Annotated in this window: 23 protein-coding genes and 1 riboswitch; of the genes, 11 read left to right on the top strand and 12 right to left on the bottom strand. The window is 71.2% G+C overall.

Annotation, left to right across the window (positions count from 1 at the left end):
- Positions 1-2: 2 nt before the first annotated feature.
- Positions 3-1,703, bottom strand: coding sequence for a sensor histidine kinase (locus tag ABD830_RS28495; RefSeq protein WP_344993803.1), 1,701 nt, complete (start codon positions 1,701-1,703; stop codon positions 3-5).
- Positions 1,704-1,954: 251 nt separating this feature from the next.
- Between ABD830_RS28495 and ABD830_RS28490 the strand changes: the two genes are divergently transcribed.
- On the top strand, positions 1,955-4,546 hold the full coding sequence (locus ABD830_RS28490) for a GNAT family N-acetyltransferase (RefSeq protein ID WP_344993800.1): 2,592 nt from the start codon (positions 1,955-1,957) through the stop codon (positions 4,544-4,546).
- Positions 4,547-4,683: 137 nt separating this feature from the next.
- Positions 4,684-5,385 (top strand): DUF305 domain-containing protein, encoded by a 702-nt coding sequence (locus ABD830_RS28485; protein ID WP_344993797.1) that lies wholly within the window; start codon positions 4,684-4,686, stop codon positions 5,383-5,385.
- Positions 5,386-5,410: 25 nt separating this feature from the next.
- Here ABD830_RS28485 and ABD830_RS28480 read toward each other — a convergent pair whose 3' ends face one another.
- Positions 5,411-6,253, bottom strand: a complete 843-nt coding sequence (locus ABD830_RS28480) for a universal stress protein (RefSeq protein ID WP_344993794.1) — start codon at positions 6,251-6,253, stop codon at positions 5,411-5,413.
- Between the two features lie 139 nt (positions 6,254-6,392).
- Here ABD830_RS28480 and ABD830_RS28475 point away from each other — a divergent pair, with 139 nt between their 5' ends.
- Together ABD830_RS28475 and fdhF are read left to right on the top strand one after the other, a co-directional pair.
- Positions 6,393-8,057 carry an NAD(P)H-dependent oxidoreductase subunit E gene (locus ABD830_RS28475; RefSeq protein ID WP_344993791.1) on the top strand — a complete coding sequence of 555 codons (1,665 nt, stop codon included), beginning with the start codon at positions 6,393-6,395 and terminating at the stop codon, positions 8,055-8,057.
- Entirely contained in the window at positions 8,054-10,720 is a 2,667-nt protein-coding gene (gene fdhF / locus ABD830_RS28470; RefSeq protein WP_344993788.1) for a formate dehydrogenase subunit alpha, read from the top strand. The genes ABD830_RS28475 and fdhF overlap by 4 nt, the downstream gene beginning before the upstream one ends.
- A 25-nt stretch (positions 10,721-10,745) precedes the next feature.
- Here the strand turns inward: fdhF and ABD830_RS28465 are convergent, their stop codons facing one another.
- Entirely contained in the window at positions 10,746-11,072 is a 327-nt protein-coding gene (locus ABD830_RS28465) for a substrate-binding domain-containing protein (RefSeq protein WP_378520975.1), read from the bottom strand.
- A 303-nt stretch (positions 11,073-11,375) separates the two neighbouring features.
- Between ABD830_RS28465 and ABD830_RS28460 the strand changes: the two genes are divergently transcribed.
- Positions 11,376-11,963 carry a DUF2218 domain-containing protein gene (locus ABD830_RS28460; protein WP_344993785.1) on the top strand — a complete coding sequence of 196 codons (588 nt, stop codon included), beginning with the start codon at positions 11,376-11,378 and terminating at the stop codon, positions 11,961-11,963.
- A gap of 21 nt (positions 11,964-11,984) precedes the next feature.
- Here the strand turns inward: ABD830_RS28460 and ABD830_RS28455 are convergent, their stop codons facing one another.
- Entirely contained in the window at positions 11,985-12,563 is a 579-nt protein-coding gene (locus ABD830_RS28455) for a TetR/AcrR family transcriptional regulator (protein ID WP_344993783.1), read from the bottom strand.
- Between the two features lie 92 nt (positions 12,564-12,655).
- On the bottom strand, positions 12,656-12,865 hold the full coding sequence (locus tag ABD830_RS28450) for a heavy-metal-associated domain-containing protein (RefSeq protein ID WP_344993780.1): 210 nt from the start codon (positions 12,863-12,865) through the stop codon (positions 12,656-12,658).
- Positions 12,866-13,015: 150 nt separating this feature from the next.
- Here ABD830_RS28450 and ABD830_RS28445 point away from each other — a divergent pair, with 150 nt between their 5' ends.
- The 4 genes from ABD830_RS28445 (at position 13,016) to ABD830_RS28430 (ending at position 18,096) form a co-directional block, all read left to right on the top strand.
- A complete protein-coding gene (locus ABD830_RS28445) occupies positions 13,016-14,158 on the top strand; it encodes an NAD(P)/FAD-dependent oxidoreductase (protein WP_344993778.1) in 1,143 nt (380 codons plus the stop codon).
- Positions 14,159-14,184: 26 nt separating this feature from the next.
- Entirely contained in the window at positions 14,185-14,559 is a 375-nt protein-coding gene (locus tag ABD830_RS28440) for a BlaI/MecI/CopY family transcriptional regulator (RefSeq protein ID WP_344993775.1), read from the top strand.
- A complete protein-coding gene (locus tag ABD830_RS28435; protein WP_344993772.1) occupies positions 14,556-15,506 on the top strand; it encodes a M56 family metallopeptidase in 951 nt (316 codons plus the stop codon). Before ABD830_RS28440 ends, ABD830_RS28435 begins: the two co-directional genes overlap by 4 nt.
- Before the next feature lie 235 nt (positions 15,507-15,741).
- Positions 15,742-18,096 (top strand): heavy metal translocating P-type ATPase, encoded by a 2,355-nt coding sequence (locus tag ABD830_RS28430; RefSeq protein WP_344993769.1) that lies wholly within the window; start codon positions 15,742-15,744, stop codon positions 18,094-18,096.
- Positions 18,097-18,193: 97 nt separating this feature from the next.
- Here ABD830_RS28430 and ABD830_RS28425 read toward each other — a convergent pair whose 3' ends face one another.
- On the bottom strand, positions 18,194-19,438 hold the full coding sequence (locus tag ABD830_RS28425) for an MFS transporter (protein ID WP_344993766.1): 1,245 nt from the start codon (positions 19,436-19,438) through the stop codon (positions 18,194-18,196).
- A gap of 81 nt (positions 19,439-19,519) precedes the next feature.
- Between ABD830_RS28425 and ABD830_RS28420 the strand changes: the two genes are divergently transcribed.
- Positions 19,520-20,065: a CGNR zinc finger domain-containing protein gene (locus ABD830_RS28420; protein WP_344993763.1), complete on the top strand. Its 546-nt coding sequence runs from the start codon at positions 19,520-19,522 to the stop codon at positions 20,063-20,065.
- A gap of 66 nt (positions 20,066-20,131) precedes the next feature.
- On the opposite strand, the gene ABD830_RS28415 is transcribed toward ABD830_RS28420, so the two are convergent.
- From ABD830_RS28415 to ABD830_RS28395, 5 genes are all read right to left on the bottom strand, one after another.
- Positions 20,132-22,336: a heavy metal translocating P-type ATPase gene (locus ABD830_RS28415; RefSeq protein WP_344993760.1), complete on the bottom strand. Its 2,205-nt coding sequence runs from the start codon at positions 22,334-22,336 to the stop codon at positions 20,132-20,134.
- A 28-nt stretch (positions 22,337-22,364) separates the two neighbouring features.
- Entirely contained in the window at positions 22,365-23,330 is a 966-nt protein-coding gene (locus ABD830_RS28410) for a hypothetical protein (protein WP_344993757.1), read from the bottom strand.
- Positions 23,327-23,539, bottom strand: a complete 213-nt coding sequence (locus ABD830_RS28405; protein WP_344995976.1) for a heavy-metal-associated domain-containing protein — start codon at positions 23,537-23,539, stop codon at positions 23,327-23,329. Before ABD830_RS28405 ends, ABD830_RS28410 begins: the two co-directional genes overlap by 4 nt.
- A gap of 33 nt (positions 23,540-23,572) precedes the next feature.
- Complete coding sequence (locus tag ABD830_RS28400) at positions 23,573-23,854, bottom strand: metal-sensitive transcriptional regulator (RefSeq protein WP_344993754.1); 282 nt, start codon at positions 23,852-23,854, stop codon at positions 23,573-23,575.
- A 175-nt stretch (positions 23,855-24,029) separates the two neighbouring features.
- Positions 24,030-24,950 carry an alpha/beta fold hydrolase gene (locus tag ABD830_RS28395; RefSeq protein WP_344993751.1) on the bottom strand — a complete coding sequence of 307 codons (921 nt, stop codon included), beginning with the start codon at positions 24,948-24,950 and terminating at the stop codon, positions 24,030-24,032.
- A gap of 179 nt (positions 24,951-25,129) precedes the next feature.
- A riboswitch (cyclic di-AMP (ydaO/yuaA leader) is annotated at positions 25,130-25,273 on the top strand.
- A gap of 12 nt (positions 25,274-25,285) precedes the next feature.
- On the opposite strand from ABD830_RS28395, the gene ABD830_RS28390 reads away from it, so the two are divergent.
- The gene (locus ABD830_RS28390) at positions 25,286-26,062 is read left to right on the top strand and encodes a glycoside hydrolase family 25 protein (protein ID WP_344993748.1); all 777 of its coding nucleotides are present in this window, start codon (positions 25,286-25,288) and stop codon (positions 26,060-26,062) included.
- 85 nt (positions 26,063-26,147) lie between these two features.
- On the opposite strand, the gene ABD830_RS28385 is transcribed toward ABD830_RS28390, so the two are convergent.
- Entirely contained in the window at positions 26,148-26,564 is a 417-nt protein-coding gene (locus ABD830_RS28385) for a VOC family protein (protein ID WP_344993746.1), read from the bottom strand.
- Positions 26,565-26,605 lie beyond the last annotated feature (41 nt).

Here is a 26,605-nt window from a genome sequence, read left to right as displayed (position 1 = left end):
CCTCACAACGGGACGTGCCAGCGCAGCCGCGTGCCCTTTCCCTCCGGGCCCGGGCTCTCCAGCTCTGCGGTTCCGCCGAGGCGGCCGGCCCGTTCCTCGATGTTGCGCACACCGCTCCGACGTCCGCTCTGCTTCAGGCCGACGCCGTTGTCCGAGACCGTGAGGGTGAGGCCGTCGCTCGCCACCTCGACGGAGACGGCGGCCCGGGTGGCGTGGGAGTGGCGGACCACGTTGGACAGGGCCTCGCGCAGGACGGCCAGCAGGTGCTCGGCGACGGGTTCGGGCACCAGCGTGTCGATCTGCCCTTCCATGCGCAGGCCCGGCATGAATCCCAGATGGCTGCCGGCGCCCTCCACCAGATCCACGATCTGCGCCCGCAGGCTGACCGCGGCCTGGTCATGAGAGACCTGCAGGGCGAAGATGGACGAGCGGATCTGCCGGATCGTCTCATCCAGCTCGTCGATGCCGCGCTGCAGCCGTTTGGCCGCCTCCGGATGGTCCACCAGCCGCACCGTGCTCATGAACGTCATCGCGGTCGCGAACAACCGCTGGATCACCACATCGTGCAGGTCCTTGGCGATCCGGTCCCGGTCCTCCAGCAGGCCGAGCCGCTCCGCGTCCCGGCGTGCCTCGGCCAGTTCCAGCGCGATCGCCGCCTGACCGGCGAAGGCATGCAGCATCTGCTGGTCCGCGGTGCTGAACGGCAGCCGCCCGCTCCGCTTGGCCAGTGCGAGCACCCCATGCACATGCGGCAGGGTGCCCAGCGGGATCATGAGCCCAGGGCCGTAACCCAGCCGCTGCAACGGCGAGTCCGGGTAGGGAGCGCTCTGCGGGTCCGCGTCGGACATCGGCTCCCCCTGGGCGAACACGTCGCCCGCGAGCGTGGCCGACACCTCGAAGGCGGTCCCCAGCACTTCCTCCGCGCCGTCTCCTTCGGCGACCTCCACCCGCAGCGAGTCGCCCGCCGGATTCGGCAGCAGCACCTGGACCAGGTCGGCGTCGCTCATCTCGCGGGCGCGGGCGGCCACCGCGGTGAGCACCTGACCCGGCTCGGCGCCGGACAGCAGGCTCGTGGTGATCTCCGAGGAGGCCTGCAGCCAGGTCTCGCGCCGCCGCGACTCCTCGTACAGGCGGGCGTTCTCGACGGCGACGCCGGCCGCGGTGGCCAGCGCGATCACGATGGCCTCATCCTCTTCGTCGAAGTCGCCGCCGCCGCGTTTCTCGGTCAGGTAGAGGTTGCCGAACACCTCGTCGCGCACCCGTACCGGGACGCCGAGGAAGGAACCCATCGGCGGGTGGCCGGGCGGGAAGCCGTACGACTCGGGGTGGTCGGAGATGCGGCGCAGCCGCAGCGGCCGGGCGTCCTTGATCAGCAATCCGAGCAGGCCGAGGCCGTGCGGCCAGTGCTCGATGCGGGCGATCTCCTCCTCGCTCAGCCCGACCGGGATGAACTGGAGGAGCGTGCTCTCCAGCCCCACCACGCCGAGCGCGCCGTAACTGGCGTCGACCAGCTTGGTCGCGGTCTCCACGATGCGGCGCAGCACTGTCTCCAGGTCGAGGTCGCTGCCCACGGACACGACGGCTTCGAGCAGCGCGTGCACCCGGTCGCGGGTGGCCAGCACGGCCGTGAGCCGTACCTGCAGCTCGGCCAGCAGCTCATCGAGCCGCATCTGCGGCATCAACGGACGGTGCTCGCTTTCCATGTCGATCAGTCTCGCACCGCGGCGGAACGCCGCCTAGCCTCCCACCACGAGCAGCCCCGTCTCCGGCCCCACCTGTCGGCCGGCTCCCCCGCGAGCAGGTCGCCGGCGAAGGAGCAGGGACCTTCGGCCCGAAGGTGAAGGTCGTCCGGCACTGTCCGCGCCTCGGCCCGTCAGACACCCTCAGTGATGGGGAGCCGTGTCACGTCCATGCCGTCCGGCCTGCGCGACACCTGACGAACGGGGGACCCGGCATGCATGAGGGATATGACGTACTGTTGCGCGACGGCGGCATCGCCCACGTGCGCCCGCTCCGCCCCGCCGACCGTGCGGCCCTGCACAAGCTGGTGGACCGCTCGTCGGAGCGCTCCGCGTATCTGCGCTTCTTCACCGGCGGCCGCAGCACCGCGCACGCCTACATCGACCGCATCACCGGCGACACGTACGCCGGCCGCGCGCGGGTGGCCGACCTGCACGGCCGGCTGGTCGCGGTCGCCGAGTACATCCCGATCGACGAGGGCCGCGCCGAGCTGGGCATCCTCCTGGACGACGCCGTACACGGGCACGGCCTGGGCACGCTGCTGCTGGAGCATCTGGCCGTGGACGCCGCCGAGCACGGCGTGCGCGAGCTGGTGGCCGACGTGCTGGCCGAGAACCGGCCGATGATCCGGGTGCTGCACGACCTGGGCCTGCCGGTGGGGCAGCACTTCGAGGACGGCGCGCTGCACGTCAGCATCGCCGCGGAGCCCACCCCCAGGCTGCTCGCGGCCATCGAGGCTCGCGACCACGAGGCCGGGCGGGCGTCCCTCGCCCGGGTCCTGGCCCCCCGCTCGGTGGCGGTGATCGGCGCCGGCCGCGACGAACACGCCGTCGGCCACAAGGTGCTGCGCAACCTCATCGACGGCGGCTACTGCGGGCCGATCCATCCCGTCAACCCCAACGCCACCGAGATCGCGGGGCTGGCCTGCCACGCGAAGGTACCCCACGGCGTGGATCTGGCGGTCGTCGCCGTGCCTGCCCGTCACGTCCTGGACGTCGCGCGCGACTGCGCGGAGGCGGGGGTGGCCGGGCTGGTCGTACTGACGTCGGGGTTCGCCGAGGCCGGGCAGTCAGGCGTGGAGTCGGAGCTGCTGGCGCTCTGCCGCGACGCCGGGATGCGGCTCATCGGCCCGAACTGCCTCGGCGTGATCAACACGGGAGCCTGGCTCAACGCCAGCTTCCTGCCGCACCGCCCGGCCCGGGGCTGCGTGGCGCTGATGTCGCAGTCCGGGGCCGTGGGAGCGGCGCTGCTGGACCGGCTGGAGGTCTCGTCGTTCGTCTCGGTCGGCAACAAGGCCGACGTCAGCGGCAACGACCTGCTGGAGTACTGGGAGGACGACGACGACACCTGCGTGATCGCGCTGTATCTGGAGTCGTTCGGCAATCCCCGCAAGTTCGCCCGCATCGCCCGCCGGGTCGGCAAGCGCAAGCCGATCCTGCTGGTCAAGAGCGGCCGCGGCGAAGCCGGCGGCCGGGCGGTGCGCTCGCACACCGCCGCCGCGGCCACCCCCGACGTGGCGGTGGACGCGCTCACCGGCGCTGCCGGAGTCATCCGGCTCGACAGCGTGAACGAGCTGATCGACACCGCCAAGCTCCTGGCCGCCCAGCCGCTGCCCGCCGGCCGCCGGGTGGCCGTCGTCGGCAACTCGGGCGGCCCGCAGGCGATGGCCGCCGACGCCTGCGAACGCCACGGCCTCGTCGTTCCCGAGCTGCCGCCCGGGCTGCTGACCGCCCGCGCCGCCGCCGCGCTGGGCAACCCGGTCGACCTGACCGCCGACGCCACCGCCGCCGAGATCGGCGCCGCCGTCGGGACGCTCGCCGCCTCGCCCGAGATCGACGTGATCCTCGTCGTCTACACCCCGCCCTTCGGCGACGGCCTGGAAGCGACCCGCCAGGCCATCGCCGACGCCACCAAGGCCGCGGCCAAGACCGTGCTGGCCTGCGTCGTCGGCCATGACGACCTGATCGACGGCCGCGTGCCCAGCTACGCCTTCCCCGAGCAGGCCGTCCAGGCCCTGGCCCACATGGTGCGCTACGCCGAGTGGCGCCGGCGCCCCGTCGAGCCTGTCCCCGTCCCCCCACAGGCCGACGAGAAGACGGCACGCGAGATCGTTCACGCGGAGCTGGAGGCGCATCCGGACGGCGGCTGGCTCTCCCCTGCCGACGCCGCCCGGCTGCTCGGCTGCTACGGCGTGACGCTGGTCGAATCCGTCGACGTGGACAGCCCTGAGACGGCCGCCGCGGCAGCCGCCCGCGTCGGGCTGCCCGTGGCGCTCAAGTCCACGGGTCCCGTGCACAAGAGCGAGGCCGGCGGCGTCCGGCTCAACCTCCGGACCCTCGACGAGGTACGGCAGGCCTACCACGACATGTCGGCGCGCATCGGCCCCGAGATGACCGGCGCGATCGTCCAGCGCATGCTGCCCGGCGGCGTGGAGATCATCGTCGGCGGCGTCAACTACCCGGCGTTCGGGCCACTGGCCATGGTCGGCATGGGCGGTGTGACGGCCGACCTGCTGGCCGACCGCGCCTTCCGGGTGCCCCCGATCACCGACGCCCTCAACATGATCGACGAGCTGCGCTGCGCCCCGCTGCTGCACGGCTACCGCGGCTCGCCACCCGCCGACGTCACCGCGCTGGCGGATCAGGTCGTACGGATCAGCAGGCTGCTCGAAGACCTGCCCCAGGTGGCCGAACTCGACCTCAACCCGGTCATCGTCGCACCGGAGGGCGCCACCACGGTGGACGCCCGGATCCGGGTGGCACCCTGCGAGCCGTCGCCCTCACCGCTGCTGCGGCGGATGCGCTGACGGCCGCGAGCGCCAGGGCGCACCTGCCCACCACGACCCGGGACGTTGGTCCTGGTCATCAGGGTCGCATGGCACTGGCGGGCCAGTGCCATGCGACCGCAGGCTCGGGGAAGGGGACACATGACGCGGGGGGCGACATGAAACGTCCGGCAACAGCGGCGATCGCGGTCGGGGCGGCGCTGGCCGCCGCGGCGGCGGTGACCGGCATCGCCGGCGCCACGACCGGCGCCACGCCTGGCACGACGGCCGGCACCACGCCGCCTGCGGCCGCCGGGCAGCCGACGGCCACGCCGACCGGCTGGGGTCCCATGGGCCCGTGCGGCTGGATGCACAACATGCACGTGAGCGACGAGGCCGGCTATCTCACCCATATGGTGGCCCACCATGAAGAAGCAGTAGCCGCGGCCCGGCAGCTTCAGCGCTCGAACCGGCCAGGGATGCGCGCCCTGGGCGCCTCGATCGTCACGACGCAGAACGCCGAGATCGCCACCATGAAGGAGTGGCTGGCCACGTGGTATCCGGGGCATCCAGGGGCGCGCGACTACCGGCCGATGATGCGCGACCTGTCCGGACTGTCCGGCGATGCGCTCGATGAGGCGTTCCTGCAGGACATGATTCCGCACCACATGGTGGCGATCAGGATGTCGCAGCAGCTGCTGATGTCCGGGCGGGCCGAGCATCCCGAGGTCGCGGAACTCGCCACGAAGATACGCGACAACCAGCATGCCGAGATGTTCCGGATGCGCCACTACCTGGCGGACTGGTTCGGTGAACGGGGTAGGCCCTGTGGAAGATGGGACAGGCCGGGCCCACACGGGCCGCGCCACATGATGGACTGAGCTCGGGCCGGCGGCGCTGACCAAGTCAGGCATGGCGGCGGACGACGGCGACCGGGCAGTGAGCGTAGTGCAGCACGCCGTGGCTGACGGAGCCCAGCACCGCGGACGCCATGCCGCCGTGCCCCCGGTTGCCCACCACGATCAGGTCGGCGTCCCTGGACGCGTCGGTGAGAGCCGCCACCGGATGAACGGAGGTGATGTCCTCGATCACGTCGACCTCGGGGTGCTTGGCCCGCCAAGGGGTGAGGCGATCGCGAAGGAACTCGTACTGGGCTCGTTGGAGCCGGTCCAGGTCGAGCGAGACCGCATGGACGGGGACAGCGTAGGCGTAGAGGGCCCGCAGCGCCGCCCGGCGCAGGGACGCCTCGGCGAAGGCATGGGCCAGGGCGGGCTCGCAGGAATCGGTCGCGTCCACGCCCACCACGAGCCGCCCGCGTTCGGCCGCCGCCTCCCGTACCACGACGACCGTGCCGTGGACATGGCCCGCCACCCCCAGGCTCACCGAGCCGAGCAACGCGCTGGCGAATCCCCCTCTCCCGCGGCGGCCGACCACCAGCTCGGCGGCCGACTCCGCCCGCACCCGCAGGTCCGCCACCGCCGATCCGGTCACCACCCTGGCGGTGACCTGGACGTCGGGCCATCCGGCCATGACCGTCCGGACCTTCTCCTCCAGCATCACCTCGGCGGCCTCGCCAAGCGTCTCGAGCAGGCCGGGGATGGGATAACGCGGAAGATCGTAGGTGCCGCGTTCGATCACGTGCACGAGCTCAAGCCGGAGCCCCTTGCGTGCCGCGTCGTCGGCTGCCCAGGTGAGCGCGGCGTCGGCGCCCGGCGAACCGTCGGTTCCCACGACGATGACATCGTTCATGGTCGCGCCTTTCGTCAACAGCCTTCCCTGTGCGTACCTCCTGCCCGGAACGCGACAAAGCCACAGCAAAGGCGCTCAAGACTGCGCCGTGGTCACCGCACGTGTGTCCTGACCAGGGAAAACGGGAAGGTCGTCCCTTGTGGATCGTCCCTTTGACGCGTTCCGTGCCCTGGCCGACCGGCGTGGCCGGCCCGGGGGGCGGCTGGTCGAGGCTCTGGCCCAGGCCGCGTCCGAGACGCTCAGCGGCCCTGAGGCGTGGGCGCCGGAGATCGCGCGCCGGTTCGGGCTGCCCGCGGCGGCCGGGCTCGGCCCGGCGAGCTTCTACGCCGATCTGGCCACCGGGCATGGGCGTCGTCATGTACGTGTGTGCACCGCGACCGCGTGTTTCGCGGCCCAGGGCAACCGGCACCTGCCCGAGATCGAGCGCGCTCTCGGCATCGAGAGCGGCGAACCCACGCCTGAGGCGTCCGTGCAGCCGGTCCGGTGCCTGGGGTACTGCTACGCGGGGCCCGCCTGCCTGGACGGTGCGACGCCCTGCAGCGGTCCCTCGGTCGCCGAGCAGGTGGCGGGGCGGGTGCGGCCGTACGCGCCGCCGATCCCGGTGGCCGACGTCACCGGCGAGCCGGTCGTCCTGGCCGGGATCGTCGCGGGTCAGCCTGCCTGGCGGTCCTGGGTGGAGACCGTCGGCCGGCGGACGCCCGAGCAGATCGCCTCACAGGTGGCCGTCTCCGGGCTGCGCGGGCGCGGCGGGGCCGGGTTCCCGGTGGCCGGCAAGTGGGCGGCCGCGGGCCGTTCGCCGGACACCGTGGTGGTCGCCAACGGCGACGAAGGAGACCCCGGCTCGTACGCCGACCGGCTGCTGATGGAGGAGGATCCCGGGCGGGTGCTCGAAGGGCTGGCGCTGGCCTGCCTGGCCTGCGGGGCGCGGCGTGGGGTGGTGCTGGTGCGCTCGGAGTATCCGCGGGCGCTGGCCCGGATGCGTGCGGCTCTGGCGCAGGCGTACGAGGACGGGCATCTCGGGACGCGGGTGCACGGCAGCGATGTGGATCTCGACGTCGAGGTGGTGAGCGGCGCGGGATCGTACGTGTCAGGTGAGGAGACGGCGCTGATCGCCGGGCTGGAGGGCGGCCGTGGCTGTGCGCGGGCGCGCCCGCCGTACCCGACCGGCAAGGGCTTGTGGGACGCGCCCACCGTGGTCAACAACGTCGAGACCCTGGCCGCGGTCCCGTGGATCGTCCGGCACGGCGGCCACGCCTACGCCCGCCGCGGCACTCCAAGTGAGACGGGCACGAAACTGGTCTGCCTCTCGGAGCGGTTCGCCCGTCCCGGCTGCTACGAGGTCGAGCTCGGTACGCCGCTGCGCCGGATCGTCACCGAGTTGGGCGGCGGCCTGCGCGACGGCGCCCGGCTCGCCGTGCTGCAGGTCGGCGGCCCGCTGGGCGGGTTCCTGCCGGAAGACGAGCTGGACGTGCCGCTGAGCGAGGCCGCGCTGGGCCGGCTCGGCGCGGCGCTCGGCCATGCCGGCCTGGTGGCCGTCGACCATCGGCCGGCGCCGGAGGACGTGCTGCGGCACGTGTGGGGGTTCGCCGCCGCCGAGAGCTGCGGCGCCTGTTCGCCCTGCCGGGTCGGCTCGCGCCGCGGGCTGGAGCTGGCCACGGCGGGCGGCCCGCCCGGGGAGGCGTACGCCCGCATGCTGGAGCTGATGAGCCGGGCCAGCCTGTGCGCGTTCGGCCGCCGGGTGCCCGCGGCCGTGCGGAGTCTGGCCCGCGCCTACGGAGACCGGCTGCGGGGGTGGGGCGGATGAGGGTGATCGTGGACGGCGCCGGAGTCACCGTGCCCGAGGGCGTCACGGCGCTCTCCGCGGTCCGTGCGGCGGCCGTCGGCCTCCCGACGCTCTGCCACGACGACCGCCTGTCGCCCGTGGGCTCCTGCCGTACCTGCTTGGTACGGCTGGACGGCCACGTGGTCGCGGCCTGCGTGACCCCCGTGACGGAAGGCGCCCAGATACAGGTCGAGCAGGACGATCTGTGCCGGCTCCGGCACGACGCCGTGGAGCTGATCGTCTCCGCCCTTCCCGGCCATGCCCTGGAGGGCGACACCGAGCTGGCCCGGCTGTGCCGGACGCTCGACATCGGCCCCGGAGCCGCCGAACCGGCGCGCGGCCAGGACGACAGCCACCCCTACGTACGGCTGGACCGCGACCTGTGCATCGCCTGCGGCCGATGCGTACGCATGTGCGCCGAGGTCCAGGGCACCTTCGCACTCACGCTGACGGGACGCGGCGGCGACACCGTGGTCGCTCCGGGAACCGGTGGCCCATGGGCGGAATCCGACTGCGTCGCCTGCGGCGGCTGCGTGGACACCTGCCCCACAGGCGCTCTCACCGAGCCCGGCCTGCCGCTGGGCACCCGGTCGTCCGCACTCACGCGTACCCGCACCACCTGCGGCTACTGCGGCGTCGGCTGCGCTCTGGACGTGCTGACCCGCGACGGCGAGGTCACCGCCGTCAAGCCCGCCCACGACGGCCCGGTCAACCGCGGGCACGCCTGTGTCAAGGGCCGCTTCGCCCACGGATTCCTCCGCTCCCCCGAGCGGCTCACCCGGCCGCTGCTGCGCCGCGGTTCCCGGCTGGAGCCGGTGGACTGGCCCGAAGCACTCGACCACGTCGCCCGCGGAATGCGGGCGGCGATCGCCGAGGCGGGCCCTGACACCGTGGCGGCGATCTCCTCGGCCCGGGCCACCAATGAGGAGAACTACCTCATCCAGAAGTTCATGCGGACGGTCATCGGCACCAACAACGTCGACAACTGCTCACGCCTGTGCCACTCCCCCTCCGCCGCCGGGCTGACCGCCGCGTTCGGGCTGTCCGGCGGCACCGACAGCTTCGACGACGCCGAGCACGCCGACTGCCTGCTCGTGGTGGGCGCCAACCCGATCGAGGCGCACCCGGTCGTCGGGGCCCGGCTGCTGCAGCACGTGCTGCGCGGCGCGCGGCTGGTGGTCGCCGACCCGCGCCGCGTCGGGCTGGCCGAGCACGCGGACGTGCATCTGCGGGCCCGGCCGGGCACCAATGTCGCGCTCTTCAACGGGCTCGCCCACGTCCTGCTCGACGAGGGCCTGGCCGACCTGGACTTCCTCCGCCGCCGGGCCACCGGCCTGGCCGAGCTCACCGCGCTCCTCGAGGACTACCCACCCGGCCGCGTGTCGGAGATCACCGGCGTTCCCGTGCCCGACCTCGTGGCGGCGGCCCGCCTGTACGGCCGGGCCGAGCGACCCGCGATCATCTACGGACTCGGCGTGACCGAGCACCTGCACGGCACAGACGGCGTGCGTACGCTGTCCAACCTCGCGATACTGCGTGGCGCGGTCGGCACCGGCCGCGGCTACGGCGTGAATCCGCTGCGCGGCCAGAACAACGTCCAAGGCGCCTCCGACATGGGCGCCCTGCCCGACCTGCTCCCGGGCTACGCCGCGGTCGGCGACCCCGCGGCTCGTGCCAGGGCCGAGCGGGTCTGGGGCGTCCCGGTGCCGCGGACCGCCGGCCTGCGCATCCCGGAGATGTTCGCCGCCGCGCGGGCCGGCGACCTGCGCGTTCTGTGGGTCGTCGGAGAGGACGTCTGCGCCACCGACCCGGACACCAACCTGGTCGTCGCGGCGCTGGAAGCCTGTCCCCTGGTCGTGTGCCAGGAGCTGTTCCTGTCCGAGACCGCCCGCCACGCCGACGTGGTGCTGCCCGCCGCGTCCTGGCTGGAGAAGGACGGGACCTTCGTCAACTTCGACCGGCGCTTCCAGCGGGTGCGGCCCGCCCTGTCCCCGCCCGGGCAGGCGCGCACCGACTTCGCCATCGTCCAGGCCCTCGCCGCCACGCTGGGAGCCGATCTGGGCTGCCCCACCCCGGCCGCCGCCCTGGCCGAATGCGGCCGGGTCGCGCCCGTCTTCGGCGGCATCTCGCACCAGCGGCTCGACCAGGAGGGCGCCCTCGCCTGGCCGTGCCCCGACGCCGGCCGGCCGGGGACGGGCAAGCTCTACCTGGACCGGTTCGCCACCGCGGACGGGCTGGCTCACCTCGCCGCCCTGCCCTACCTCCCGCCGGGCGAGAGCCCCGACGGCGACTACCCGTTCATCCTGGTCACCGGCCGCCGGTGGGCGCACTACAACTCCGGCAGCATGACCAGACGCACCGGCAACCTCCGCCTCGATCCCGCCGACAGGATCGACGTCAACCCCGCCGACGCCGCCCGCCACGCTGTCCGCGACGGCGACCCGGTCACCGTGGAGAGCCGCCACGGACGCGCCACGCTGAACGCCCGCATTACCGACGAAACAGCGCCCGGCCAGCTCTTCTGCGCGTTCCATTTCCCCGCCAGCCGGGTGAACGCCCTCACCTCCGGCCACGCGGACACGGTCACGTCGTGCCCCGAGTACAAGGTCACCGCCGTACGACTGTCACCCGGCGGACCCCCTTAGAGCCTCTCGGGCTGGGCGTTCTAGGTCAGGCAGCGAGCGTCGAACCGCGTACGACAAGCTTGGTAGCACGTTCGATGTGGCGGTATTCGATGTCCTCGCCGGCGGCCAGGCGCAGCGCGGTGCGCAGGGCGACGGCGCCCATTTCGCGCAGCGGCTGGCGTACGGTGGTCAGCTGCGGCGAGGTCATGGTGGCGATCTCGGTGTCGTCGAAGCCGACGACACCGAGCTCCTCGGGGATACGCAGACTGCGGGCCCTGGCCGCCTGTATGGCGCCCATGGCGCTCTCGTCGCCGGCCGCGAAGATGGCCGTGGGCGCGGGGCGCAGGTCGAGCAGGGCGGCTCCTTCTCGCATCCCGTCGGGATGGCCGAAGCCCGGAGTGCGGATGATTCCTGCCTGGCACCTGCCCTTCGGCAGAGGACGCCCGGCAGCGATGGTCTCCTCCTCCGATGACTGGTGATCCGAGCGGCGCCTTGCAGAAGAGACGGCGTCACCCCGCCTACCCGGTGCACCTGATCACCGAGTCGGGCATGGGCTACCGCTTCACTCCCTCACGATTCGCGCGTTGCGGCATTTTGCGATACATGGTGTATATATCAGATACAGTCTGATCTCTTAGAAACGACATGTCGATACCCCCACAACGAAAGGCATGCGATGCCCAGCGCCGAAGCCCACGTCACGACGGACCGCGCCGGCCGGTACCTCGCCCAGCTCTGCCGGCACGCCGCCCAGATGGGCCACGGGTTCCCCGCCCATCCGGGTCGCGGTTCTCACACGGGCGGCGAGAGGCCCAAGGACGTCAAGGCCGAGTGGTCGGACACCGAGGGGACCATCACCGTCGACGGGGCAACCTGCTTCCTGCGGGCCACCCCCCACGACCTGACCCTGCGCGTCGAGGCCGCGGACGAGGACGGGTTGCAGCGCGCCCAGGCCCTCCTCACCAGGAACATCACCAGAATGGGCAGGCGCGACAACCTGACCGTGGACTGGGACCGACCCGGCGCGACCGCCGGCGCGGCCGTCACGGACCCCGCGCCCCGGCGGCGGCACATCGTGCTCGGCCTCACGCTGGCCGCGGTCCTGGCCGTCGTCGTACACGTGGGCCTGGCCGCAGGCATACTGGCGATCCCGCAATGGGCGGGCCTCGGTGCGGACGTCGTCCTGGTGGCCGTCCTGGCGAAGGCCGCCCTCGTGGCGACGCACCTCTGGCGCCGCCGCCGTTCAACGGCCAAGACCGGCTGAGACCGGAAGGCCGCAACGGGCTCAGCGGGCTCGCAACCCGCCCAGGGTGACCGCGACGAGCCGCTGGACGGCGTCCTTCGAAGGGAGGACGGCAGCCGCCTGCAGCGCGTGCAGGCAGAACGCGGCGAGCTCCTCCGCCGCCACGTCGTCGCGCACGGCACCGGCCCGCACGCCCTCGCTCAGCGCGTCGCGGAGCAAGGCGTGTATCTGATGCTGGGCGTGACCGACGTCCTGCGACCGGTGCAGGAGCGCGACCAGATCGGGGCCGAAACCGTGGCGCGCCATCTGCTGATGGATGAACGCGTACGTCTCCAGCACGGCCTCGAGCCGCTGCCCGGCATCGCCCTCATGCTCCCCCGCACGGGAGAGTCGCTCCAGATGCCCCGCGACCTGGCGGCCGTGCCAGGCCACCAGGATCGTCTCGACGTCAGGGAAGTACTTGTAGAGCGTGGCCCGGCCGATGCCGGTCTTCTCGGCGATCTGCGACATCGTCACCGCCAGCAGTCCCCGCTCGCGCACCAGCTCGACGGTGGCGTCCAGGATCGCGTCATGCACGGTACGGCGGTGCGCCTCGATCGTCTCGTTCCACAGTTTCGGCACCTGGCCAGTGTACGAGGTGCCGCAAAGGATACATTTTGTCGGAAAACGTGCACTCTGTCGCGCTCCGTGCAGCCCGGCGGCACCTCGGCGGTTCAGCCGGCGACCACTTCGTAGCCGACCTCTTCCACGACGTTCCTGATCTCGGCGTCGTCGAGCGGGCCGTCCGAGGTGACGGTGACCTGTCCGGTCGCCAGCTCGACGGCCACCGATGAGACCCCGGCGACCTTGCCGATCTCCGCCTTCACCTTGCCGGCGCACCCGCCGCAGGTCATCCCCGACACCTTGTACGTGCTCGTGCTCATCGCGACATCTCCTTTCCTTCATACCCCTGCCGGGTATGCAGAGGAGACGGTACGCCGCGATCCTTTCCAAGGCAAGGCATACGGCCTAGGGGTATATGAGATCCATGTCACATTGCCAGCCATATACCCCCTGTAGGTATTGTCGCCGGCATGGGAAGAATCAACAAGATCACCGTTGTCGGCGCTTCGCTGGCCGGGCTGCGGGCCGTGCAGACGCTGCGCCGGGAGGGCTTCGAGGGCGAGGTCACACTGGTCGGAGCCGAGACGCACCTGCCGTACAACCGCCCGCCGCTCTCGAAGAGCGTGCTGCGTGGCGACGACGACGTCACGCTCCCCGGCGCGGAGGAGGTCGGCGACCAGTGGCTGCGCGGGCGGCAGGCCGTACGCCTCGACGTCCGGAGCCGGACGGTCACCCTCGACGACGGCGCCGAGGTCGGCTACGACGGCCTGGTCATCGCCAGCGGCGCGCGCCCGCGACGGCTCGACGGCGTGCGCACCCTGCGCACCCTCGACGACGCGCTGGCGCTGCGCGCGCAGCTCGAGTCGGGGCACGAGCACGTGCTGGTCATCGGCGGCGGCTTCATCGGGGGCGAGGTGGCCTCCACAGCACGGCAGCTCGGCAGGAAGGTCACCCTGGTCGACCCGGCGCCGTACCCCATGCACGCCGGGCTCGGCGAGGAGGCGTCCCGCTGGCTGGCCGCGCACCATGAGCGCAACGGCGTCGAGCTCGTCACGAACGCCAGGGTCACCGCCGTGAACGGCGGCCAGGTACGGCTCAGCGACGGCCGGTCCATCGCCGCGGACCTGGTCGTCGGGGGCATGGGCGTGGCGCCGAACACCGAATGGCTGGACGGCAGCGGCCTGTCCGTGGACGACGGCGTGCTGTGCGAGCCGACGCTGTTCGCGACGGAGTCGACCGACATCGTGGCCGCGGGGGATGTCGCGCGCTGGCCGCACGGCCTCTTCGGCGGGGAGACGGTGCGCATCGAGCACTGGTCCAACGCCAACGAGCAGGGCGCGGTCGCCGCCCGGAATCTGCTGGCCGGACCGGAGAACGCGCAGCCCTTCGCGGACGTGCCGAACTTCGCCACCCATGTGCACGGCGCCCGCGTCCAGACGGCCGGGCTCCCGCACCTCGCGGACGCGGCGAGCATCACCGCCGGCTCCCCGGAAGAAGAACGGTTCGCCGTGGCCTTCACCCGGAACGGCGTGCTGGTGGGCGCCGTCGCGGTCAACTCCCCCAAGGACCTGATCAAGCTCAAGCGGGCGATCACGGCACGCGAAACGCTCTGACTACGATCGCCGGTAGCATTGCCGGCATGACGCGGGGTCTCGGCGAACTCGAATCCACGATCATGGACCGGATGTGGGCCCGGCGCCGGCCCGCCTCCGTACGAGATGTCCTGGAAGACCTTCGCCAGGAGCGGGCCATCGCTTACACCACGGTGATGACCGTGATGGACAAGCTGCACACCAAGGGCCTGCTGAAGCGCCGGCCCGTCGGTCGAGCGTACGTCTACGAGCCGGTCGCCTCCAAGGAGGCTTACACGGCCGACCTGATGCGCAGCGCGCTCGCGGGCAGCGGCAACCAGGCCGCCACGCTGGTGCACTTCCTGGAGCGGCTGACGCCGGAGGAGGCCGCCGCGCTGGAGGCGGCGCTGCAGGTGTTCCCGCCCCGGGGCGGTCGGGCATGATCGCCGCCATCGTCCTGCTGCTCTACACGGTCGTGGCCGCGATCTGGCTGCCCCGGCTGGGCCGGCGGGCGGCGCGCCGGGCCGATCGGGCACCCCGGCTGGCGATCGCGCTCTGGCAGGCGGCGGCCGCTTCGGTGGTCGCCTCGACGGCGCTGGCGGCGCTGGCCTTCGCCGTCCCTCCCGAGGTCGTGGGGCACGGCCTGGCCGGGCTGTTCGAGGCCTGCGCCGACATGCTGAACGACGGATCCGGAGTCACGCCGGCGGGTGGGGGCGCGCTGCTGGCCGCGGGAGCGGTGCTGGCACGCGTCGCCTATTGCGGTGCGGCCGTCCTCGTCAGAGCCCGCGCCGAACGTCGCGAGCACGCGGCGCTGCTCGGTCTGCTGGGCCGGCGCGACAGCGACCTCGGCGCGGTCGTGATCGAGTACGACGAGCGGCTGGCCTACTGCGTGCCCGGCAGGCACGCCCAGATGGTCATCACCACGGGCGCGCTGCGAAGTCTCGCTCCTGAGCAGGTCGCAGCGGTGCTGGAGCACGAGCGGGCGCATCTGCGGGGCCGCCATCACCTGGTGCTCGCCGCCGGCGAGGCTCTGGCCCGGGCCTTCCCGCACGTCCCGCTGTTCGAGCAGGCCAGGACGGAGATCGCCAGGCTGATCGAGCTGCTGGCCGACGACGTCGCCGCGCGCCGCCACCCGCGTGTGCAGATCGCCGCCGCGCTGGTCCGGCTGGCCACCGGCCACGCGCCCGCGTTCACGCTGGGCGCGGGCGGCGAGACGGCGATCACCCGCGTGCGCCGTATGCTCAATCCCGAGGCGCCGCTCGGCCGTCGCGAGCGCCTCACCGGGCTGCTCGCGGTCGCCCTGCTGCTGGGTGGGCCCGCGATGGTCGCGCTGGTGCCCGGCCTCAGCTCCTTCCTGGCACATCACTGCCATTCGCTCCTCACCTTCTGACCTACGAATACTCGTAGTAGCAAGCTTCGAGACCGTCGGCGCGGCGCCGCTTTGGACATGGGGCCGGCATGCGACTTGATGCCGGCATGAAGTCGCATGCCAGCATGAGCATCGGTGAGTTCGCACGTACGAGCGTGATCCGGGACTCCTTGAGGTCGCCATACGACGCCTCAGGACGCAACTTCTACTATGAGTAATGGTAGATAGAGCGCCACCTGACGGGTATGGAGGAGCCATGACGACCGGCGAGACCAAGGATCGCAGCACAGCGGTTCTCGACGTGAGCGGGCTACGGTGGGCCTCGGAGCAGAACGTCGTGCGTGCCGTCCTGAGCCGCCGCCCTGGAGTGATCGAGGTCGAGGTGAACCCGGTAGGGCAGACCGCCACCGTGGTGTTCGACCCGAGGGCCACGTCCTTGGCCGAGCTTCGCCGCTGGGTCCGGGAATGCGGCTATCACTGCGCGGGGCAGTCGGTGCCGTCGCACGTCTGCGACCCCATGGCGGAGCCCGACCCGCCAGGCGCCGAGCAGGCGGTTCTTGAGCCCGCTGCGGAGCATGAAGCGTCTCCGCACGAGATGATGGGGCACGGGGGCCACGGCGCCATGTCGATGGAGGCCATGGTGGCCGACATGCGCAACCGGTTCCTGGTGGCGGCCGTGCTGTCGGTCCCGATCCTGATCTGGTCGCCGATCGGCCGGGAGGTGCTGGGGCTGGACGTGCCGGTGCCGTTCGGGCTGCGCGAGGGCGTGTGGGCGCTGCTGCTCAGCCTGCCGGTGATCTTCTACTCGTCGTGGATCTTCTTCGACGGCGCCGTACGGGCGTTGCGGGCGCGCACGCTGGACATGATGGTGCTGGTCGCCGTGGCGATCGGGGCGGGCTGGCTGTACTCGCTGTACATCACGCTGACCGGCGGCGGCGAGGTGTTCTACGAGGCCGCGACCGTGCTGGCGGCGTTCGTGCTGCTGGGGCACTGGTTCGAGATGCGGGCCAGAGGCGGCGCCAACGACGCGATCCGGGCGCTGCTGGACCTGGCCCCGCCCAAGGCGGTGGTGATCCGCGACGGCGAGCAGGTGGAGATCCCCACGGCCGAGGTCGTGGTCGGGGACGTGCTGGTGGTCCGTCCCGGCACGAAGATCGCGGTCGACGGCGAGGTCGTGGAGGGCGAGAGCGAGGTCGACGAGTCGATGGTCACCGGCGAGAGCCTGCCGGTGCACAAAGCTCCGGGCTCCGCGGTGGTCGGCGCGACCATCAACAAGAACGGCACTCTGCGGGTACGGGCCACCAAGGTCGGCGCCGACACCGCCCTGGCCCAGATCGTCAAGCTCGTCCAGCAGGCCCAGAACTCCAAGGCACCCGGGCAGCGCCTGGCCGACCGGGCGGCGTTCTGGCTGGTCCTCGTCGCGCTCATCGGCGGCGGGCTGACGCTGGCGGCCTGGCTGGTGGCGGGCGCGACGGCAGGAACGGCCATGCTCTTCGCCATCACCGTCGTCGTGATCACCTGCCCCGACGCGCTCGGCCTGGCCACCCCCACCGCGATCATGGTGGGCACCGGCCTCGGCGCCAAGCGTGGCGTGCTCTTCAAGAACGCCATGGCGCTGGAGACCTCGGCTCGCATCCAGACCGTGGTCATGGACAAGACCGGCACCCTGACCAGGGGCGAGCCGGAGGTCACCGATGTGATCGTCGACGGCCTGGAGGAGGCCGAACTGCTGCGGCTGGTGGCCGCCGTCGAGCGGGAGTCCGAGCACCCGCTGGCCGAGGCCGTGGTCCGGTACGCCGACGCGCACGCCCCCGGCGTCCCCCGGGCCACCGGCTTCGCGAACGTCCCGGGTCACGGCGCGACGGCTCAGGTGGACGGGCGCCGGGTCGTGGTGGGCAACACGAAACTCATGCAGGCGGAAGGCATCGACCTCGGCGCCCTGGCCGTACGCCGTGAGGAACTGGCGGCGGGCGGACGCACCGCGGTCGTCGCCGCCGTGGACGGGCGCGTGGCAGGGGTGATCGGCATCGCCGACGCCCCCCGCGACAGTTCAGCGGCCGCCGTGGCCGCGCTGCACGAGGCCGGTGTGGAGGTTGTCATGCTGACCGGCGACAACGAGGCCACCGCCCGGCGGATCGGCGATCAGCTCGGCATCGACACGGTGATCGCCGAGGTGCTGCCGGGCGACAAGGCCGCCAAGGTCGCCGAGTTGCAGAGCGGCGGGCGCAGGGTCGCGATGGTCGGCGACGGCGTCAACGACGCCCCGGCGCTGGCCCAGGCCGACCTGGGCATCGCGATCGGCGCCGGTACCGATGTCGCCATCGAGACCGCCGACGTGGTGCTCATGCGTTCCGACCCGCTCGACGTCCCGACGGCGCTGGCCATCGGCCGCGGCACGTTGCGCAAGATGCGGCAGAACCTGGGCTGGGCGATCGGCTACAACACGATCGCGCTGCCGATCGCCGCCGGCGTCTTCGAGCCCGCCTTCGGTCTGGTGCTGCGGCCGGAGATCGCGGCCCTGTCCATGTCCGGATCGAGCTTCATCGTCGCGGTCAACGCACTCGCCCTCAAAGGGCTCCGCCTGCCCCGCCCCGCCGCTGCCGCAGACTGAGCACCGACCTCGGTCCTGCCGGTCTGCGGACGGTCCACGCTATGTGCGGGCAGGTCTCGTATCCGTGCCGGACATGCTCGCATGTCCTGTCCGGGCCTCAGCTGTCAGCTGTGTGATCAGGTTCACGGAAATGATCCCCACCTGGCGCTGCTGCGGGCGTGCGCAAGGGCGAGGCGAACCGGCCGGCGACGGCTGCCAGGATCGCCCCTGCTACGGCCGCGACCGCGGCCGCACCGAAGGCGGTGGCTCCGGTGTCGTGAGGGCCGGTGAGCCGGCCGGCGACGGCGGTGCCCAGGCCGTATCCGGCCCACATGAAGGTGTTGAGCCAGGCGAAGACCTCGGTGCGGTACCGAGCGGGGGCGTGGTCGGCGAGCAGGGCCGGCACGACCGCGTCGCGCGGCCCGGTCACCAACCCGACGAGAGTGACCAGCAGGGCGAGCGTCACGAAGCCGGGCGCCCAGCCTCCGCCGAGCAGGACGGCCGCCTCAGCGAGCGAGAGCAGGACGAGCAGGCGCCCGCCGGTGATGGGCCCAGTGATGTGCCACGCCCGCGCGCCGTACCCGAGGGTGCCGAGGAGGGCGCCGGCCGACAGCAGGCCCATCAGCACGCCTGCGGAGGAGGCCGAGCCGAAGGCGGTGGCGGAGGCGACCGTGGCGATGCGCAGGCAGCCGAAGGCGAAGGTGCCGAAGGCGGCGATGGCCAGCAGCACGAGGGTGCGCCGGTGGGTGAGCGGCCCGGCCAGGCGGAACCTGCCGGGCGGGGTGGGTGCGGCCTGCCGTACCGCAGGGAGAGCAAGGAGTAACGCGGTCCCGAGCAGGACGGCGGCGCCCGCGGCCGCCACCACGCCCTGGGCCGGGATGACCCAGGTCAGGACCGGCACGAGCGCGGGGCCGGCGATGAAGGTCAGTTCGTTGACGGCATTGTCGACGGCGTAGGCGGCGGGCAGAGCGGCAGCGGGGACGAGGCGCGGCCAGACGCCTCTGATGACCGACCCCGCGGGCGGGGTGGTAGCCCCCAGCAGCACCGCGGCGCCGATCATCAGGGCCGGCGGTGCGAGCAGGAGCAGGGCGTAAGCGAGGGCGTGGGCGGCCAAGTAGCCGGTCAGAGCCGGGCGTAGGCCGTACCGGTCGGCGATGCGCCCGCCGAGCGGCGCGCACAGGGCCAGGGCGAAGGCGTGACCGGTGAGCACGAGCCCGGCGGTGGCGTAGGAGCCGAGCCGGTCGACAGCGGCCAGCAGCAGGGCGAGGCTGAGCACGGGGGTGCCGAGCTTGACGATGAGCCCGGCGACGACCAGGTGAGGGACGCCTGGATGGGCGAGCAGGCGGCGATAGGGCGCGAACATGGCGACTCCGTTACCATCTAACTGGATTATGCCTATGACACACGGAAGGGTGTTACCAGTCAAGTGGAGATAGCCTGTAACGTGACCCGGCAGGCTCCGCTGATCGCCGAGCTGGTCAATCTGGCCACCACGCGCTGGCGGGGCGGCGCCTCGATACAGCCACTGACGGACGAGGAACTGGCGACGGCGTTCGCCGCCCAGCTCGGCGACCGCACGAGTGCGGCCCTGTGCGCGGCCCCGGACGCCGGGCGGCGCCTGGCCGAGCTGGCCGGCGAGCTGCGACAGGCGCTGCTGGCCGAACGGCCGGCGGACCAGGCCGCCCACATCAACGCCCTGATCCGCAGGTACGGCGCACAGCCGTACCTGGTCGAGGACGTCGGCCAGCCGTTCCACCTGCACTTCCACGGCTCGGGCGGCACCCAGGTGGATGCTCTGGGGGGCGAGTTCGCCACGGCGCTGGCACTCATCGTGGACGGCTACGGCCCAGACCGCTTCGGGACGTGCGAGGCGCACCACTGCGAGGCGGTCTACATCGACCTGACCCGCAACGGTTCGCGCCGTTACTGCAGCGCGGCGTGTACGGCTCGCGCCAAGACCGCCGCCTACCGCAGCCGCCGCCAAACCTGATCGAGCCGGTACGGCACGCAATGTGGCCGAAGGCGTTGGTCGCCTTCGGCCACAGGGAGCGGTTTCCTAGTTGAAGCGGCGGAGGCGCAGGCTGTTGCTGACCACGAAGACGCTGGAGAACGCCATCGCGGCTCCGGCGATCATCGGGTTGAGCAGTCCGAGTGCCGCCAGCGGCAGCGCGGCCACGTTGTAGGCGAACGCCCAGAACAGGTTGCCCTTGATCGTCGACAGCGTGCGGCGTGAGAGCCGCAGCGCGTCGGCTGCCACCCGCAGGTCGCCGCGGACCAGGGTGAGGTCGGAGGCCTCGATGGCGGCGTCGGTGCCGGTGCCCATCGCCAGCCCCAGGTCGGCCTGGGCCAGCGCGGCGGCGTCGTTGACGCCGTCGCCCACCATGGCCACGACCTTGCCCTGGCCCTGCAGCTTCTTGACCACGTCCACCTTGTCGGCGGGCAGCACCTCGGCGATCACCTCGTCGATGCCCACCTCGGCCGCCACCGTCGTGGCGACCGCCTCGTTGTCGCCGGTCAGCAGCACCGGGGTCAGACCCAGCGCCCGCAACTCGGCGATCGCCTGCCTGCTGGTCGCCTTGACCACGTCGGCCACCACCAGCACCGCGCGCGCCTGGCCGTCCCAGCCGACCGCCACCGCGGTGCGGCCCGCCGCCTGCTCCTCGCCCAGCTTGCGTTCCAGGTCGACGGGCAGGTGCTGCGACCATTCGGCCAGCAGCCGGGGCCGGCCGACCAGCACCGCGTGCCCGTCCACGATGCCCTGCACGCCGAGCCCTTCGACATTGGCGAAATCCTCCACGCTCGCCTCGGAGGCGGCTGCGCGGGCGATGGCCTGGGCGATCGGGTGCTCGGAGGCGTGTTCCAGCGCGCCCGCCAACCGCAGCACCTCCTCCCGGCTCTCGCCCTCGGCCAGGTGCACGGCGACCAGGGTCATCTTGCCTTCGGTGACCGTGCCGGTCTTGTCCAGCACGATCGTGTCGATGCGGCGGGTGGACTCCAGCACCTCCGGACCCTTGATCAGAATGCCGAGCTGAGCGCCCCGGCCGGTGCCGACCAGCAACGCCGTCGGGGTGGCCAGACCCAGCGCGCACGGGCACGCGATGATCAACACGGCGACCGCGGCGGTGAACGCGGCCCCCACCCCGTTGCCGGTCCCCAGCCAGAACCCGAGCGTCGCGACCGCGAGCGCGATCACGACCGGCACGAACACCCCGGAGATCCGGTCGGCCAGCCGCTGCACGGCCGCCTTGCCGGTCTGCGCCTCCTCCACCAGCGTGGCCATCTGGGCGAGCTGGGTGTCCGCGCCGACCCGGGTCGCGCGGACGATCAGGCGGCCGCCCGCGTTCACCGTCGCCCCGGTCACCGCATCACCCGGCTTCACCTCGACCGGCACCGATTCGCCGGTCAGCATGGAGGCATCCACCGCGGAGGTGCCCTCGACGATCACACCGTCGGTGGCGATCTTCTCTCCCGGCCGCACCACGAAGGTGTCACCGACCTGCAACCGCTCGATGGGGACACGACGCCCGTCGGCCAGCTCCACGTCCTTGGCGCCCAGCTCCAGCAACGCCCGCAACGCCGCACCCGCACGCCGCTTGGAGCGGGACTCGAAATAACGCCCGGCCAGGATGAACGCGGTCACCGCCGCCGCCGTCTCCAGATAGATGTTGCCCGAACCGTCGCTACGCTCGATGGAGAACGCGAACGGGTGCGTCATCCCGGGGGCGCCCGCGGTGCCGAAGAACAGCGCCCACAACGACCAGCCGAGCGCGGCCAGCGTGCCGACCGAGATCAACGTGTCCATCGTGGCGGCGCCGTGCCGCAGGTTCGTCCAGGCCGCCTTGTGGAACGGCCAGCCCGCATACACCACCACCGGCGCGGCCAGCACCAGCGACAACCACTGCCAGTTGGTGAACTGCAACGCCGGAACCATCGCCATCGCCACCACCGGCACACTCAGCACCACGGCGGTGGTCAACCGCTGCCGCAGCGGCCGCAGTTCATCCTGCGGCTCTTCCTGCGCTTTGGTTTCTGGCGGGCTGGGCAGCGCGGCGGTGTAGCCGGCCTTCTCCACCTCGGCGATCAACTGCCCCGGATCCACCCCCTCAGGGAAGGTGACCTTCGCCTTCTCCGTCGCATAATTGACCGTCGCGCTCACACCATCCAGCTTGTTCAGCTTGCGTTCGATCCGGTTGGCGCAGGACGCGCAGGTCATGCCGCCGATCGACAGCTCGACAGCCCTGCTTTCCGTCAGGGACGACATCACGTCTCCTTTCGTCGGTGTCCTGCGCTCAGTGCGCGTGCTCGCCGTGAGACGGGCTTGAACTCGGCTCTACCGCCGGCTCACTCTGTCCGGTCCCGGCCCGGGCGGTGAAATCCGCGGTGCGGACCTTCCCGTCGTGCTGGAAGTCCAGGAACAGCCGGTACTCGCCGCCGCTGGGAACCTCGGCATAGAAGGTGATCTGCGGTCCGGCCGCCGTCTTGCCGTCACCCGGCTCACCGTCCGGGTGAACGTGCAGGTAGGCCAGGTCACCGGCCCGCAACGCGACCAGATGCCCATACGCACCCAGATACGGCTGCAAATCCGTGACCGGCTTGCCGTCCTTGCTCACCCTCAGCGTGAGCTTACTGGCCCGGCCCGGCACCAGATCACCCGCCAGAGCGACCGTGTAGCCGTCCACCTCAGCCGTCCGGACCGCCTGCGGCAGGGGCTGCGGCTTGTAGTCGCCCGCGACCAGCAGATCCGCACCAAGAGTCAGACCGCTACCACCGGCGGGAGCGAAATCCGCGAAAGCCCGGTAGGCGCCCGGATCGGCCAGCGTCAGCTTCACCGACCACACACCATCGCCGGCCATCTCCGGATGCACATGCTGGAACGTCGCCAGATCCCGCGAGACCACGATGAAGTGCAGCTTCTTGTCATGCTGAACCTGATAATCGGTCACCGGCCTGCCATCGGGACCCGTCACCGTGAAACGGAAATCCGTCGGCTCACCGGCCTTGATCGTCGTCAACGGGTTGAGCGTGTAGCCGTTCTGGGACACCTGGAGCCCCCCAGGGGTATCGTTCTGCGCTGTCGCGGTGCTCTGCTCATGGCCGCCATGGCCCACGGCGGCGGACGTCGAATGGGTGGTCCCGTGTTCCGACTTGGCGGGTGCCGGGCCAACCTCTCCCACCGCGTTCCCCACGCCCAGGGCGCCGCCGAAGACGACGGCCAACCCCAGCACGTACGCACCCAGCTTGGTCGCCGCGTTCATGCCGGATTCGCCACCTCGTAGCCCGCTTCCTTCACGGCCGCAACAATCGCCGCCGCCTCCACAGGACCGTCGCTCGCAACGGTCAGCAGGCCACTGGCCAGATCAACCTCCACCGAGGTGACCCCGGCAACCTCACCGACCTCCTCCTTCACCGAACTCACGCAGTGGCCGCAGGTCATGCCCGTGACGGTGTAAGTAGCGGTAGCCATATCGATCAACCCTTTCCGGTGTGTTCGGTGCTGTCAGGAGCGGACAAGCCGCGCAATCGCGTCGGAAGCCTCTTTCACCTTGGCCTGAGCCCCAGGACCCCCCTTGGCGGCGGCCTCCGCCACACAGTGAGCCAGATGATCCTCCAGCAGAGAGATGGCGACCGACTGCAGAGCACTGGTAGCCGCCGACACCTGCGTCAGAACATCGATGCAGTACTTGTCGTCCTCCACCATCCGCTGCAACCCCCGCACCTGACCCTCGACGCGGCGCAACCGGCGCAACTGGTCCTGCTTGCTGTCGCTGTATCCCACCATGTCTCCCCCTTCCGACCCTCTCAACATACTATACCCCCCCACCGTATTTCAAACCTAGACCGCACCCCATGCGGTCGTCCCACCCGGAGGGGTGGGACCAGTAGGTACCGGGATGGGGCAACCGGCTGGCGCCAGGCCGGAGAGGTTCGGGTCCCGAGGAGGCCTTCCAGGCCGCCTAACGCATCAACGGAAGGAAGCCGACGATGGCCTCGCCGATCTGGCTCGCGGCGTCGAACACGCCGTTGCCATGGGCTACACCAGGGATCTCGACGAAGGATGCCTGCGGCCACTCCTCTGCGGCTTCCTTGACCCGGCTCGGCGGAAACTGGATGTCGTGCTCGAAAGCCACGAACAGCGCCGGCACCCGCATGTTCGGCCAGCGCTCGACGCGTCCGTCGTCAAGAAGCCAGGCCCGCGCCGCGGCACCCTGCCCGATACGCCCCGGCCCGTCCGTCGCGCCGATCAACTGCGCCCACTGCTCCACGGTCTTGTCGTCGTCCTGGAGAACCTTGGCGGGCAGGAACACCGACAGCGCATCGACGAGGTCATAATCCACCGGCACCGGACCGGCGGCGAACAACCGCTCCTCGGCCTGCATCTTCGCCCGCATGTACGCGGTGGTCCGCCCACCGGAGGCCACCAGCACCACCGAACGCACCAGGTCCGGCCGTCGCCAGCAGATCTCCTCGGCCACGAACCCGCCCAGTGACAGTCCGACGACGTGACACGGCCCGTCGCTCACCTGCTCGACCAGTCCGACGGCGTCCAGGGCGAGATCTTCGATCGAGTAAGGCGGCTCCGGAGCGCTCGACCCGCCGCCACCCCGGGAGTCGTAGGTCACCACGCGATAGCCCGCCTGGACGAGAGCCGGCTTGAAGGAGAAGTCCCACACCCCCTGATCCATCCCGCTCCCCCCAACCAGCAACACCGTCTCGCCCTCACCCGCCGCGCTGTAGGCGATCTCGACCCCGTTCGCATGAGCTGTGTTCATGAGGCGATGCCAGGAGACCGCGAAGCGAACCGGTTGCTGACATGAGGCCATCTGGAGAGGGGCGCCCTGAAGCAGCGGTCCCGATTTCTTTACCAAGTCCCGCAACCCTTACAGGCACGGCACTTCAGCGCCGTTCAGGTGCCGATACCGACAAATCACAATTTGCCCTACTTGCACCATATATGGTCGTATGTCTATCTTTTGCCTAATCGCGACATGGATGCGACGACCTTCACCGCATCATTGCCGCTTGGTTGACCGGACCGTGCGCTGCCCTTCGGAGCAGTGTCCGGCCGCCGAATCCGCGCCTCGCGGAGCCGGGGACCCATCTTCTCGGGGTGAATCGGACGCCGGCCCAGCCTGCGCCCGTAGGGCACTTCCAAGCCCGAACCCGTCAGCTAACCCGGTAGGCGGCATGGAAGCAAGGAGTCAATGCCGTCATGCCCGAGCCCCGGCTTGCCGCAATCGCCCATACCCTAAAGAATCGCCTCAATCCCCTCACCCAGCGCGTCAGCTTCGCCGTCGCGGGTGCGATCCTCGCCGGAACAACCGCCATCGCCGGCGTGGCCACCATGACGCTCGCATCGCCCACCAGCCACGCCCCGGGGCAAGAAGCCCAGCCTGAGACCGGGTCTCTCACCTACGGCCTGGACATCTCGAACTACGAGCCCCTGTACGACTGGAACGCCAGCGACGCCCAGTTCGGCATCATCAAGGCCACGGAAGGCACGAGCTTCCGCGACGCCTCCTTCGCCAGGCACTGGCTCCAGTTGGGCAAGAAGGGCATCGTGCGCGGCGCCTACCACTACGGCCACCCCGGCAACGACCCCATCGCCGAGGCCGAGCACTTCCTGTCCGTGGTGAACGCGCAGCCCGCCGAGCCCGGCGACCTGCTGGTCCTCGACCTGGAGACCACCGACGGCAGGTCCGTCGCCGAGGTCAACGCCTGGGCCAAGGCGTGGCTGTCGTACGTGAAGGCCAAGACGGGAACCACCCCGATGTTCTACAGCGGCTGGAACTTCGCGGACACCTACGGCAAGGGCCTGGCCGAATACCCCCTATGGGTGGCCCACTACAGCAAGCCCAAGGGAGCGGTCACCCCGCCCGCCGACTGGAAGTCCTGGACCATCCACCAGTACTCCGAGTCCCCCATCGACCAGAACGTCTCCGCGCTGACCGCCGACCAACTGCGCGGCCTGGGCCGCCGCGCGGCCTGAGCAGAGCGCGACGAGATCGGTGGACGCCGGTTCCGACGTCCACCGATTCGCCTCGGCTCGGCACACGTCAGCTTGACGCCTCGGTTCACTCGCTGACGTACTGGTCGGCGTAAGCCTCGGACGGCGCGATGGGCGTGATGACATCGATCAGCACGCCGTTGGGGTCGGCCACGATGAAGTGCCGCTGCCCGAAGTCCTCGTTGCGCAGCTCGAGCTCGGGTCGCAGCCCTTCGCCGGCGACGAGCCGTTCCCACTCGGCATCGACGTCCTCCACCTCGAAGTTGAGCAACAGCCCCCGCACCGGCGCGCGATACCCCTCGGGCAGCGTGGGGTGGGTGTGGTCGAGCAGCGCCAGTTCGTACGCCGACGGCCCCGGCCGCCGCAGACTCACGTACCAGTCCGCCTCGAAGGTCGCCTCGAAGCCGAACAGCCGGGTGTAGAAGTCGTGGGACTCGGCCAACCGCGAGGTGCCGATGACCGGATAGAAGCTGGTCAGTATCATGGAATCGCCTTTCACATACCGATGGTATGCGAAGGTACAGT

Origin of the sequence: Nonomuraea helvata (assembly GCF_039535785.1) — a bacterium.
Classification (GTDB): Bacteria; Actinomycetota; Actinomycetes; order Streptosporangiales; family Streptosporangiaceae; genus Nonomuraea; species Nonomuraea helvata.
This window is presented reverse-complemented; position numbering and strand designations above follow the sequence as displayed.